General features: G+C 72.3%; 13 protein-coding genes. 2 read left to right on the plus strand and 11 right to left on the minus strand.

Annotated elements, in window-relative coordinates; all coding sequences use genetic code 11:
* Window positions 1–34 precede the first annotated feature (34 nt).
* Complete coding sequence (rpmF, locus tag RQM47_RS02020; protein WP_311662417.1) at window positions 35–223, minus strand: 50S ribosomal protein L32; 189 nt, start codon at window positions 221–223, stop codon at window positions 35–37.
* A gap of 39 nt (window positions 224–262) precedes the next feature.
* Entirely contained in the window at window positions 263–751 is a 489-nt protein-coding gene (locus RQM47_RS02025) for a DUF177 domain-containing protein (RefSeq protein WP_311662416.1), read from the minus strand.
* A gap of 557 nt (window positions 752–1308) precedes the next feature.
* Between RQM47_RS02025 and dnaA the strand changes: the two genes are divergently transcribed.
* Together dnaA and dnaN are read left to right on the plus strand one after the other, a co-directional pair.
* Window positions 1309–2898 carry a chromosomal replication initiator protein DnaA gene (dnaA, locus tag RQM47_RS02030; protein WP_314007193.1) on the plus strand — a complete coding sequence of 530 codons (1590 nt, stop codon included), beginning with the start codon at window positions 1309–1311 and terminating at the stop codon, window positions 2896–2898.
* A gap of 336 nt (window positions 2899–3234) precedes the next feature.
* On the plus strand, window positions 3235–4365 hold the full coding sequence (dnaN, locus tag RQM47_RS02035) for a DNA polymerase III subunit beta (protein ID WP_311662414.1): 1131 nt from the start codon (window positions 3235–3237) through the stop codon (window positions 4363–4365).
* Window positions 4366–4536: 171 nt separating this feature from the next.
* Here dnaN and RQM47_RS02040 read toward each other — a convergent pair whose 3' ends face one another.
* From RQM47_RS02040 to RQM47_RS02080, 9 genes are all read right to left on the minus strand, one after another.
* Window positions 4537–5664, minus strand: coding sequence for a saccharopine dehydrogenase NADP-binding domain-containing protein (locus RQM47_RS02040; protein ID WP_311662413.1), 1128 nt, complete (start codon window positions 5662–5664; stop codon window positions 4537–4539).
* Between the two features lie 338 nt (window positions 5665–6002).
* Window positions 6003–6314 carry a hypothetical protein gene (locus tag RQM47_RS02045; RefSeq protein ID WP_311662412.1) on the minus strand — a complete coding sequence of 104 codons (312 nt, stop codon included), beginning with the start codon at window positions 6312–6314 and terminating at the stop codon, window positions 6003–6005.
* A gap of 105 nt (window positions 6315–6419) precedes the next feature.
* Entirely contained in the window at window positions 6420–7493 is a 1074-nt protein-coding gene (locus tag RQM47_RS02050) for a hypothetical protein (protein WP_311662411.1), read from the minus strand.
* A gap of 345 nt (window positions 7494–7838) precedes the next feature.
* Window positions 7839–8225 carry a HEPN domain-containing protein gene (locus RQM47_RS02055; protein WP_311662410.1) on the minus strand — a complete coding sequence of 129 codons (387 nt, stop codon included), beginning with the start codon at window positions 8223–8225 and terminating at the stop codon, window positions 7839–7841.
* On the minus strand, window positions 8222–8545 hold the full coding sequence (locus RQM47_RS02060) for a nucleotidyltransferase domain-containing protein (protein WP_311662409.1): 324 nt from the start codon (window positions 8543–8545) through the stop codon (window positions 8222–8224). Before RQM47_RS02060 ends, RQM47_RS02055 begins: the two co-directional genes overlap by 4 nt.
* 57 nt (window positions 8546–8602) lie before the next feature.
* Window positions 8603–10435, minus strand: coding sequence for a translational GTPase TypA (typA, locus tag RQM47_RS02065; protein WP_311662408.1), 1833 nt, complete (start codon window positions 10433–10435; stop codon window positions 8603–8605).
* A gap of 313 nt (window positions 10436–10748) precedes the next feature.
* Complete coding sequence (locus RQM47_RS02070) at window positions 10749–10979, minus strand: DUF433 domain-containing protein (protein ID WP_311662407.1); 231 nt, start codon at window positions 10977–10979, stop codon at window positions 10749–10751.
* A gap of 37 nt (window positions 10980–11016) precedes the next feature.
* Window positions 11017–11643: a YbhB/YbcL family Raf kinase inhibitor-like protein gene (locus tag RQM47_RS02075; protein ID WP_311662406.1), complete on the minus strand. Its 627-nt coding sequence runs from the start codon at window positions 11641–11643 to the stop codon at window positions 11017–11019.
* A 102-nt stretch (window positions 11644–11745) separates the two neighbouring features.
* Window positions 11746–12642 carry a glucose 1-dehydrogenase gene (locus RQM47_RS02080; protein WP_311662405.1) on the minus strand — a complete coding sequence of 299 codons (897 nt, stop codon included), beginning with the start codon at window positions 12640–12642 and terminating at the stop codon, window positions 11746–11748.
* Between the last annotated feature and the right edge of the window lie 89 nt (window positions 12643–12731).

Genomic DNA, 12731 nt, shown 5'->3' on the forward strand with positions numbered 1-12731 from the left:
GCGCGGGGCGGGGCGGCGGCTCGGGGCGCCGGCGCTAAACGTAGTCCGGGCGCTCGACGACGGCCCGGCCGCGGTAGTGGCCGCACGTGGGGCAGGCGCGGTGCATGAGCTTCGCGTTGCCGCAGTTGGGGCACTCGTGCGGGGTCGGCACGTTTTTGACCTTGTACTGGGAACGGCGCTTGGCGGTGCGGGCCTTGGAGTGCCGGCGTTTGGGGTTGGCCATGGGGCGGGGGGTCTGGAGAGCCCCGGGCGGGGCGGTGGTCTAGTCGGTGTCGGCGTCGTCGGCGCGGAGCGCTTCGAGGGCCGCCCAGCGGTCGTCGGCCGGCTCGCCCTCGGCCGGTCCGCCGAACGCCGTCGGGATCTCGGCGTCGCGGGCCTCGGGGCACACGCGGCGGAGCGGGAGGGCCAGCAGGAGCGTGTCGCGGACGGGGTCGGCCACGTCCACCTCGACGGCGTCGTCGGTCAGGGGCTGAACGTCGTCGTCCTCGTCGTCGGGAGCGTCGGCCGTGAACAGGACAGCGTGCGCGGCCTCGACGGGCTCGTCGTACATCGCGAGCGTCCGGTCGCACTCGAGGCGGGCCGTCGCCCGCGCCGTGTACGCCACGAGCACGCGGCGCTCAGCGACGTCGAGGTGGACGTCCACCTCGATGCCAGAGAACACGTCGGGGTCCAGGCCGAGGTCCGCGGCCGTCGGCCGGAGCGTCTCGTCGTGGAGGCCGTCGGGGAGCGGGGCGATTCGGACCCGGAGCATCGGGGCGGGGCGGGCGGTGAAAGAACGGCGCCGCGGGGGCGCGCGGGCGGGAGCCAGGGAAGGTAGAGGGCGCCCGGCGGGCGCGGCAAGGGCCTCACGGGATGTTGGCAAACGGGGCCGTTCCCCGCCCCGCCCGGTCACCAGGAAAACGCTGTGCCGTGTCGTAAGGACTTTCCCACCCGGCCCGGCAAGGCGATCCGCCCACGCGCCTCGCGCAACGGTCGAGGGGCCGCGTTTACAAGCTGTGGAAAACGAACGGGCACCGCGCCCACCCCGCCCCGCGCACCTCGCTCCACTCGCGCCGTTTGGCCGTGCCGGATCTTATCCGATCCGCACATCTCGTTGCGGGACAACGCGCAAGTCGCCCACTCCTCAGCCGTGCACTGCCTGTGGATAGCGTAGGCCACTGGCGCGCCGGACGCGATGATTCTCGTCGAAGCCGGCGTCACGGACTGTGGACAACTCTGGGCGAAGAGCCCGCCCCCCGCCCCGCGCGCAGCCGGCCGTTCCGATATTCGGAGCCCCGTCACCACCCCGCCCACCCCAGACCCCCGCCGATGGACCGCTCCCGCGACGAGGTCTGGACCGAGTGCCTCGGCATCATCCGGGACAACATCAGCCGGCAGAGCTTTCGGACGTGGTTCGAGCCGCTCCGCGCCGTCGGGCTGGTCGAGGAGGGCGGGGAGGTCAAGCTGACGGTCCAGCTGCCCAGCCGGTTCTACTACGAGTGGCTCGAGGAGCACTACTTCGGGCTCCTCCGCAAGACGATCACGAAGGTCTTGGGGCCGGGCGGGCGCCTGTACTACGACATCGTCATCGAGCGCGACGAGCCCGCGGGCGCCGGGCACGGGCGGGGGTCGTCGATGGAGCTCCCGGCGCGGCAGCCGGCGAACGTCCCGCCGCCGGCGTCCGAGCGCCCGCCGCCGGCCGACCTCCCGGCCGGCGTCACGCCGCCCCGCCCGCCGGCCGACGCGCGCCCCGACGCCGGCCGCCCGTACCGCGCTGACGCGGGGCGAGGAGCCGCCCGCCGCCCCGCCCCGGCGGCGCCGGCCGCCGCCGAGGCCGCCCACCCCGCCCACCCGTTCGCGATTCCGGGCGTGCGGCCCATCGAGGTCGACCCGCACCTCAACGACTCGTACACCTTCGAGCGGTTTATCGAGGGCGACTGCAACCGGCTCGCGCGGGCCGCGGCGTGGTCGATCGCGCAGGCGCCCGGCGCCACGAGCTTCAACCCGTTCATGATCTACGGGGGCGTCGGGCTGGGCAAGACGCACCTCATCCAGGCCATCGGCAACTACGCTCGCGCCAACGGCCACGCGCGGACCGTCCGCTACGTGTCGTCGGAGATGTTCACGGCCGAGTTCGTGCAGTCGATCCAGACCAACCGGATCAACGAGTTCAGCCAGTTCTACCGCGGCATCGACATCCTGATCGTCGACGACGTCCAGTTTTTCGGGGGCAAGGAGAAGACGCAGGAGGAGTTCTTTCACATCTTCAACGAGCTCCACCAGCAGGGCAAGCAGATCGTGCTCTCGGGCGACCGCCCGCCCCGCGACATCGCCGGCATCGAGGACCGCCTGCTGTCCCGGTTCGGGTGGGGGCTCACGGCCGACGTCCAGCCGCCGGACGTCGAGACGCGCATCGCCATCCTCAACCGGCGCGCGACCGACGACGGCACGCGTGTGCGCGACGAGGTGATCGAGTACGTGGCGACGCACGTCAAGAGCAACATCCGCGAGCTCGAAGGCGCGCTCATCCGGCTCCAGGCCCACGCCGCGCTCACGTCGCGCGAGATCGACCTCGACCTGGCCCGCGACGTGCTCAAGGACCTCATCAAGGAGTCCCGCCCGCAGCTGACGATCGAGGCCATCCAGTCGGTCGTGTGCGACTACCTCGCCATCCCCGAGGACCTCGTCCGCGCGCGGACGCGGAAGCGCGAGGTGGTCCAGGCGCGGCAGGTGGCCATGTACTTCTCCAAGGAGATCACGAAGCACAGCCTCAAGACGATCGGGCTCCACTTCGGCGGCCGCGACCACTCGACCGTCATCCACGCCGTGCGGTCGGTGGACGACCAGATCGAGACGGACCCGAGCTTCCGCGAGATGGTCGTGGCGGTGCGCAAAAAGCTGGAACTGCACCAGCGGTAGGGACGGGGGGCATGCGCGGGCGGGGTGGTGCTCACATCGAGCCGCCCCGCCCTGGCACCCGTAGGGACACGACGCGTCGTGTCCGCGCTCGGGCGGGGTGGCGCGTGCTCGGGCGCCGCGCGTGTTGCTGAGGGCGGGCCGCCCATGGGCCTCGACCGGGCGGGGTGGGCATCCAGGAGAGACGGCGTTGCGTGCAACGCCGCTACGGGTCCGCAGACGACCGGCCGCCCCGCCCCACTTTTCGCGGGCGGGGCGGACCGCCGCGCCGTCGTCGCCGTTTACCTTCCCAGGTCCCCCCGACCCTGAGGCCGCCCCGCCCCGCATCCACCCCGAGCCATGAAGTTTACCGTCTCCAGCGCCGACCTCCTCCGCGCGCTCTCGACCGCCGGCGGGGCCGTCCCGTCGAAGAGCACGCTGCCCATCCTCGAGAGCGTCCTGTTCGAGCGCGACGGGGACGCGCTCCAGATCGCGGCGACCGACCTCGAAATATCGATCGTCCAGCGCGTGGCCGTCTCGTTCGAGCAGAACGGGACCGACGAGAAGCAGCGGATCGCGGTCCCAGCGCGGCGCCTGCTCGACACGCTCCGCGCGCTCCCCGACTTGCCCGTGACCGTCGCCACCGACGGCGAGTTCAACGTCGAGCTGACGACGGACCAGGGCCGGTACAAGATGGTCGGGTACGATGGCGGCGACTACCCCGCCCTCCCCGCCCTCGACGACGCCAAGGTGGTCACGGCCGACGCCGCGCTCGTCAAGCGGGCCATCGACAAGACCGGGTTCGCGGCCTCGAAGGACGCGCTCCGCCCCGCCATGATGGGCGTGCTGTTCCAGATCCGCCCCGACAAGTCGACCGTCGTGGCGACGGACGGCCACCGCCTCGTCAAGCTCATGCTCGACGGGCTGACCGCCGAGGAGCCCATCGACGTCATCGTGCCCGAGAAGGCGCTGTCGCTGGCGGGCAAGGCGGCCGGCGACGGCGAGGCCACGATCCGAGTGGCGCAGGGCTACGTCGGGTTCGACTTTGGCGACACGCAGGTGATCGGGCGGCTCATCGAGGAGCAGTACCCGAACTACGAGGCCGTCATCCCGGTCGAGAACGAGAAGCGCCTGACGGTCGGCCGCGAGGCCATGCTGGCGGCCGTCCGCCGCGTCGCGCTCTACTCGTCGTCGATGACGCACCAGATCCGGCTCGCGCTCGAGTCCGACGCGCTCGTGGTCTCGGCCGAGGACATCGAGCGGGCGTCCGAGGCCAAGGAGCGCGTGCTCGGCGACTACGACGCCGACCCGATGGAGATCGGGTTCAACTCGCAGTACCTCCAGGAGGTGCTGGCGAACGTGGACGGCGAGGACACGGTCTTCGAGTTCTCGTCGCCCAACCGGGCCGGCGTCGTCTCGCCGGCCGACCCGGCCGACGGCGAGGAGCTCCTGATGCTCATCATGCCGGTCATGCTCAACACCTACGCCTGACGGCGGCGGGGGCCGCCCAGCCCGCGCGTCAGGCCGTCGGGCGCACGGGGCGGGGCGGTCGCCCCAGGCGCGTCCCGTGCCGCTCCGCCTGCATTCGCCGCCCCGCCCTCCGCCGAGGGCGGGGCGGCCCTGTTCGGGCTCAACCCGCGGAACTCGGCGGGCGGGGCGGCTCTATGCCCGCGCGCCCTGCGCCGCGGGCGCCCACTGGTGGCCCGCGGCGGCGCCGGCCTGGCCGTCCCCGCGAGGCGCCTCCCAGCCGACGCCCATCGGCTGACAGAACGAGAACGGCGGGGCGAGGTCGAACCCGAACCGCCGGTACTTGTGCGCGAGGTCCATCATGTACCGGGCCTGCTCCGCCTTCGGGGCGCCCAGGCCGAAGTCGCCCTCGTGGCCGTCGAGCGCGAGGAGCATGGACTCGGCCATGCAGGCGTAGGCCGCCTTCGACCCCTTCGGCAGCCCGACGTCGGCGCGGATGTCGACGTCGACCATCGCCATGACGCCGCCGTCGACGACGGACACGTCCGGGCGCTCGGTGAGGATCGAGGGCGAGGTGTTCCGGGGCTGCGTGTCGTCGAGCACGACGGCCCCCTCCTTCAGGTGCTCCGGCCCGAGGATGGCCCGCGCCGCGCTCGTCAGCAGGACCACGAGGTCGGCGTCGCGCGCGCGCTCGATCGTCGTCTCGGCCGTGACGTCAAAGCCGGGGCGAGAGACCTCGGCGGCCAGGCGCTCGACGTTCGTCTTGGTCCGCGCGATGACCGAGAGGCGCGAGACCGTCCGCCGCTCGGCGAGCAGGCGCACGACGCACGACCCGACGCTCCCCGTCGCCCCGACGATCGCGACGCGGGGGTCATCGGAGGGGCACCACGGGAGCAGGCGCTCGATGGCCTGGACCGTCGCCGCGGCCGTGAACGCGTTTCCGGTCGTAACGCCGAGGTCCGGCCGTCCGCACACGAGCCGCCCACCCCGAGTCACCGGCGACGTGAGCGCCCCGAGCGTGACGGTCTTCACGCCGCGCTTGGCGATCGAGTCCAGCGCGCCCTTGATGCGGCCGACGACGTAGGAGCGGTCCAGCGTGAGCATCTGTTCGGCCCCGATGGGGAGCAGCATCACCCACCCCGCCACGGTATCGGGGTCGTCGGCGTAGGAGACAGACCCTGCGGGGATCGGCGGGATGGGAAGCGTAGCCGCTCGGTCGACCAGGCGGAGAGGCACCTTCCCCAGCGGGGGCCACGCTCGTGCGAGGTCTTGGCGGACGTCGGCGCGCGGGTGGACGAGGAAGGCGAACGGGTGGCGGGGCATGCAGCCGGGGATGGTGGAGGCGCGGCCCTCCCTCTGGAGAGGGACCGAACCTCACGACATGAGCAAACGAGTCCCGAATATGGAACGCCGTCGCGCCGCAGGTCCAGGCCTAAATGACGCGCGCCACGTTGTGCGTCCAACCCCGTGCAAAGGGCGAGCCAGAGCAGGACAGCCGAAAACGTCGCCGCCCCGCCCCCGCTGCCGTAGTAGCTGCGCGGCCCGGGTGGGGCAGTCCCAATGCGTTGGCCCTGCCCACCCCTGCCAGGCATCGGGGCGGGGTGGCCGCCCCCGACTGCTCTGCCCCCGCTGCTGTACGGCCGCCCCGCCCGGAAACCTCGTCAGGGCAGGAGGTCCCACGTGGACTGAAAGCGGCTCCGCGTCTGCCGCTCAGCCCCGAGGTCCTGGGCGACGCGGGCGACTTCGGCCTCCGTCTCAAAACGGACGGCCCAGTCATGCGCCCGTCGCCGGCGGACCCAGAGCACGCGGTCGCTCTGGACGACGGCGGCCACGGTGCGCCGCGACGTGCGCCGCACCTCGCCCCCGCCCTCGAACACGAGGTGCGTGTCCGTGACGCGGACCGTCCCCCGCCCGTCCCACGAGTCCTCCGCCCCGCCCAGCGCGCGCGCGACGGCCTCGGGGCGGGGCGGCACGCGGCGGCGGAAGAGCCACCACCCCGCCCACGTCGCGCCCGCCTCGGTAGCGGCCCGGATCTCGGACGCGAGCGCCTTCCTCCACCGCCCGGACGCCGCGGCCTGTCAGTCGGGGGCTTCGGGGCGGGCGGGGCCGCCGGTGAGGGCGTCGACGAGCGCGTCGGCGCGGCCCTCGACGTCGACCAAGACGGCGTGCCGCCGCGTCACGGGCACGAGGACGCCGTTGAGGAACCGGCGGGGCGGGCGCCGCGCCGAGAGCCGGACCTCCTCGCGCTGCCCCGCCCACGACAGCGTGAGCGTCCCGCCTCGGACGGCGACGCGGCCGCCGGCCCGCCGGCCCGTGAGGGCGTCGCCGGTGACGCGGAATCCGGCCGTCTCGCCCCGGTCGAGGGCGCTGCGGAAGGCGGCACCTCCCGACGTGCGGAGCGCCCTCAGGTCGACGTCCTGCCACCGCCCCGCCTCGCGGAACGGGGCAGAGCGAACGGGCACGGCCGCCCCGCCCACGGGGCGGGCGGGGCGGCGAGGTAGGCCGCTTGGAGAGCCGTTGCCGCCCGCCGCCGCCTCCCACCGCGCTGCGGCCTGCGCGATCCGATCCGCGAGGTCGCGCGGCACCTCGACGCTCAGCGCCCCCTCGATGCGCTCGATCTCGTCCACCTCGTCCGGCGACACCACGCCGTCGGCCAGCGCGTGGGCGGCGACCTGGAGCAGGCGCCGCTGGGCGAACACGTCGTAGGCGCCGCCCGCGACGGCGGGGTCGAAGCCCAGCGTGTGCTGGAGCGTGTAGAGCAGGTCGCGCTCCTCGTCCGAGAGCGCGCCGTCGGCGACCGCGGCCTCGACGGCGACGGCGAACGCGCGCTCGTGGGCGGGGCGGAGGTCGGCGTCCGTGAGGGCGAGCGTGTCGGCGACGTGGGCGAGCAGCGCCCGCTCCTCCCCGCTCAGGTCGCCCGACGCGAGGGCGTCGTCGAGGAGCGTCTGGTAGAGCGCGAGCCGCTCGGCCGGGAACGACGACGCCAGGTCGACGGCCCAGCGCTCCGAGATCCGGTCGCGGTCGGACGGCCCGAATTCGAACGGCCGCTCGGCCGCCGCGATGAGGTTGTGGAGCTCGACGTAGGCGTTCCGCGGCGGCGGGCCGCCCCACGGCGGGGCGGGCTCCGGCGTGAGCAGGTCGAGCGGTCCCATGCGGCGGAAGCTAACGGCGCCACCCCCGTTTCAAGGTGCTGACGGCGAACGGGGCGTTCCAGTCGCACCCCGGCACGGCGAAGATGCGCAGGACCAGGAACGCGAACGTCCACGCGGCCGCCGGCGCGGCGACGCCGGAGAGCGGGCGGGGCCCGCGTCGAGCTCCGCTCGCTCGGCCGGGGGGGCGTCGGTGGCGGCCATGCGCGACACCTACACCGGCGGCGCAAAGCTCAGCGCCGACTCGGTCTATCTCCCGCGTCGCCCACTCCGCCCGCTGGGGCGGGGCGGAGCGGTCCGTGCCTTCTACTTGTAGGCCTGAGCCGCCCGCTTCCGCTCGTGGGGCGGCTACGGTACAATCTGCGCCTCGACATGCCGAACCAGTTCGGCCACGTCGTCTGCCAGGACCGACCGGCTCTCTACGGGGGTGCCCGGGCCGGGGCTCTCGTACCGAAATCGGACCGCGAACACGTTCAGGCGGACGAGAGAGCGAAACGGATCGACATCACAGCCCATGGACTCCAGCATACCAAGAAGGGCGCTGAGATCGTGCGTCCGCCCGTACGCCGCCCCGCCCGCTGCGAGCCACGCCTTCAACGCTTTCTCCGCTGCCTGCTGAGCGTGGAACCCGACGACCTCGTCGGCGAAGGCGGGGTCGTCTCCCATCGCTCGGACGGTTCGGAAATCCCGCCGGGCGAGGTCGAGGAGGGCCAGCCCGTGCTCGTGGTCCGTCACGGCCGCTCGTACACGACGGTCCCCTCGCGGAGCGCGTGGGCGACGGCGTGGTTTGTCGTCGCGCCCCACTGGGCCACCTCCTCCTCGGTGTAGACGAGGATGTCCGCTGGCACGCGGAACGGGGCCAGCGCCTCCCACAGCCGGACCATCTCATCCGCCCGGCCAGCCTCATCGAGTGGCCCGTCCTCAATCACGAGCAGGTCTACGTCTGAATCCTCGCCCGCCCCGCCCGCCGCGTGTGAGCCGAACAAGACCACGCGCCGAGGCCTAACGGCCTCGGCAACGGCGGCGATCATCTGGCGGAGGGGCGGGGTGGCCACAGCGCGAAGATACCCACCCCGCCCGCCGGGGGCAGGGCGGTGCCTAGGCGGGGCGGCCTACGCCTCCTGCTTGCGGGCCTGAGCCGCCCGCTTCCGCTCGTGCGGGTCGAGGTGCCGCTTGCGGAGCCGCATCGAGGCCGGCGTGATCTCGATGAGCTCGTCCTCGCGGATAAACTCGATGGCCTCCTCCAGGCTCATCTTCTTCGAGGGGTTCATCTTCAGGAAGTTGTCCGAGCCCGACGCGCGCATGTTCGTCAGCTTCTTCTCCTTGGTCGCGTTGACCTCCATGTCCTCGTCGCGCGCGTTCTCGCCGACGATCATCCCGTTGTAGACCTCGTCGCCGGGCTCGACGAACAGCTGGCCGCGCTCCTGGAGGTTGACGATGGTGTACGGCGTCACCTTCCCGTTCCGGTCAGCCACGATGGCGCCCGTCGCGCGGTGCGTGATGGGGCCGGCCCACGGCTTGTAGCCGTCGAAGATGTGCGTGAGCAGGCCCGTGCCCTTGGTGTCGGTCAGGAACTCGGTCCGGTAGCCGATGAGCCCGCGCGCCGGGATCTCGAACGTCATGCGGACGCGGCCCGACCCGTTGTTCTTCATCTCCACCATCTGGCCCTTGCGCGTGCCCAGCGTCTCGATCACGACGCCCATGAACTCCTCGGCCACGTCGACCGTCGCGCGCTCGTACGGCTCGTGCGTCTTGCCGCGGACCTCCTTCGTGATCACCTGCGGCGTCCCGACGGCGAACTCGTAGCCCTCGCGCCGCATCTGTTCGATGAGGATGGCCATCTGGAGCTCGCCCCGCCCGAAGACGAGGTAGCGGTCGGTGCTCTCGGTCTCGTCGATGCGGAGCGCGAGGTTGGCCTCGCCCTCCTTCATCAGCCGGTCGCGGAGGTTGCGCGACGTGACGTACTTGCCGTCCTTGCCCACGAACGGCGAGTCGTTGACGCGGAACTCCATCGACAGCGTCGGCTCGTCGATGTCGAGCGCGGCGAGCGGCTGCGGGTCGTCGGCGTCGGTGACGGACTCGCCCAGGCCGATGCCAGTCAGCCCGCCCACGTAGACGATGTCGCCCGCGACGGCCGTCTCGGTCTCGACGCGGTCCAGGCCCTCGCTCACGAACAGGCTCGTCACCTGCGTCGCCTTCGTCTCGCCGGTCCGGTGGTACATGAGCACGCGCTGCTTCACGGCGAGCGTGCCGTTGACGACGCGGCCGATGGCGATGGGGCCGAGGAAGTTGTCGGGCTTGACGTCCGTGACCAACAGCTGCAGCGTCGCGTCGGGATCGCCGGCGGGGGCCGGGACCGTGCTCACGATCGTCTCGAAGACCGGCTTGAGGTCGGTGAGGTCGGCCTCCAGGTCGAGGGTGCACTCGCCGTCGCGGGCGACGGCGTAGATGACGGGGAAGTCGAGCTGGTGCTCGTCGGCGTCGAGGTCGATAAACAGGTCGTAGATCTCGTCCAGGACCTCCTCGGCGCGGGCGTCGCCCCGGTCGATCTTGTTGATGACCACGATCGGCACGAGCCCCAGCGCGAGCGCCTTCGAGAGCACGAACCGCGTCTGCGGCAGCGGCCCCTCGGCGGCGTCGACGAGCAGCATGATGCCGTCGACCATGCGGAGCGTCCGCTCGACCTCGCCGCCGAAGTCGGCGTGGCCCGGCGTGTCGACGATGTTGATCTTGACGTCGTCGCCGGCCTCGGTCGTGTAGCGGACGGCCGTGTTCTTGGCCATGATCGTGATGCCCTTTTCGCGTTCGAGGTCCATCGAGTCCATCACGCGCTCGGTGACGGTCTCGTGGGCGGCGAACGTCCCGCTCTGCTGGAGGAGCGCGTCGACGAGGGTGGTCTTGCCGTGGTCGACGTGGGCGACAATCGCGACGTTACGGATCTGCATAGGGGAGCGCTAAGCGGGGGACGACGGCGGGGCTCGGTCCCGGAGACCGCCCCGCCCCGCCCTTTGGGTCTGCGAGGGCGGGGTGGCGAAACGCATAAGGTCCGCCCCGCCCCGTGCGGTCCCGACCGGGGCGGGGCGGATTCGGGGCGAAGACGGGCGGGGCGGCCGAGCCGTCTTTCATCTCCCAAAAAAGATCGCGTCCCTCGTTACCTCAACAAACAGCGTCTCCTCCAAGGCCGCGGCGATCTCGCTGAAGACGGGGAGCAGGAGCACCTCGAGATCCGGCGGGGGAGCTGAGCGTCGACGAGCGCCCTCACGCTGCAAGCGAGCGTGTTCGGTGCGTCCGTGTCACTTCCGCGGCGTACGCGAGGACGGCGCGGAGGTCGTCGGCCTCCAGGTCGGGGTAGTCCTCCAGGACCTCGTCCGTCGTCATCCCGCCGCTGAGCAGGTCGAGCAGCATGTCCACGGGGTAGCGGAGGCCGCGTACGCAGGGACGGCCGTGGCACACGGCGGGATCGATCGTGATGCGTTCGAGGAGGGCCATGAGGACAGGATACAGCCGCCCCGCCCGGGCGGGGCGGCTAGCCCACGGCCGGGTTCGTCGTGTACGTCCCCACGATCTCGGCCTGCGCGAGGACGTGACCGTCGAGGGCGGCCTCCACGTCGTCGCCCGTAAAGTCGCCGTCGTCGCCAAGCCCCAGGCTCTCGGTGTCGAGGGCGTAGACGGTGAAGTGGTAGTGGTGGAGCCGCTCGTCGTTCCACGGCGGGCACGGGCCGTCGTAGCCGCCGTAGGTCCCTTCCATGTCGCTCCCGGCGAGAAAGTCGGTGAACGTGTTGGTGCCGGCGAGCCCGAGCGACGTGCGGCCCGGCGCCTTGCCGTTCGGCGTTACGCCGTCCGAGGCGGCGCCCTCGGCGATCTCGGTCGTCGAAGCGGGGATGTCGACGAGGAGCCAGTGGTAGAACGGCGTCCGCTCGGCGTCCACGGGGATCGTCTTGCCCTCCTGGTTCGCGTCGCTCGCGTCGGCCGGCACGTCGGGATCGCGGACGACGACGGCGAACGAGCGCGTGCCGTCGGGGGCGCCGCTCCAGGCGAGGTGCGGGCTCCGGTCGCCGCCGGGCTCGGTGTGGCCGCTGGCGGCCGCCTTGCAGAAGGCGTACTGCGGGTCGATGGGCGCGCCGTCGGTGAGGGAGGTGCTGGTCAGGGTCATGGGTCGGGGTGCGAGGAACGGGCCGCCCCGCCCAGGCGGGCGGGGCGGAGCGGGGCGGGAGAAGAACGGGCCGCCCCGCCCGAAGCTCCGGGCGGGGCGGGGCTAGCTCGCCGGGACCGCCGCGGGGTCGGAGTGGCGCTGGAACCGGAGGGTGAGGACGCCGGCCGGCTCCTGCTGGACGTCCTTCGGCGCCTTCTTGCCCGGCATCCCGTGGACGATCGTCGTCGCGCCGTCGACGAGCCAGAGCGCGCCGGTCACGTAGCTGGCCTGGTCCGACGCCAGGAAGGCGTAGACGTTGGCGATCTCCTCGGTCGTCGCCCGGCGCCCAAAGGCCGTCGACTGCGTCACGGTCTGCTCGGCGTCCTTGTCCATCGGGCCGTCCTCCTTGTGCGTGAACGACGTGTCGACGGGGCCGGGGCAGACGCAGTTGGCGCGGACGCCGTGCGCCCCCTGCTCGCCAGCGACCCCCTTCATGAAGGCGTGGTTCCACGCCTTCGTCCCGCCGTACGGCGTGAACCGGGGCGACCCGTTCCACCCCGCCTCGGACCCGGCCGTGACCACGTTCCCCTTGGTCTTCTGGAGCTCGGGGACCGCGGCGCGCGTCATGAAGAACGTCGTCTTGACGTTGTTGTGGAGGAGCTTGTCGAACGCCTCGACCGGGTACTCCGGGAGCTCAGCGAGTGCGGGGAGCGACCCGGCGTTGTTGACGAGCACGTCGAGCCGGCCGAACGCGTCGACCGCCTTCTGAACGCAGGCCTCGGCGTGCTCCGGCTCGCCGACGTCGCCGGCGAACGTCTCGACGCGCGTCCCATACTGGTCGCGGACGTCGGCGGCGACTTGGTCGAGGGGGTCGCCGGGGAGGCCGGCGAGGACGAGGCCGCCCGCGCCCTCGTAGGCGAACTTGTGGGCGATGGCCTCGCCGATGCCTTCGGCGGCGCCGGTGACGATGGCGATCTTGTCCTGGACGAGGCCGGGGCGCGTGGGCTGGGAGTCGGGCATGGGAGCGGGGTGGAGAGAGGGCAGGTTGGATCGGCGCCCCGCCCCGCCCGTTCCGCAGATCCGCGCCTCCGGCCGAACTCAGGCTCTCC

The organism is Rubrivirga sp. S365 (assembly GCF_032248475.1).
In the GTDB taxonomy this organism is placed as follows: domain Bacteria; phylum Bacteroidota; class Rhodothermia; order Rhodothermales; family Rubricoccaceae; genus Rubrivirga; species Rubrivirga litoralis.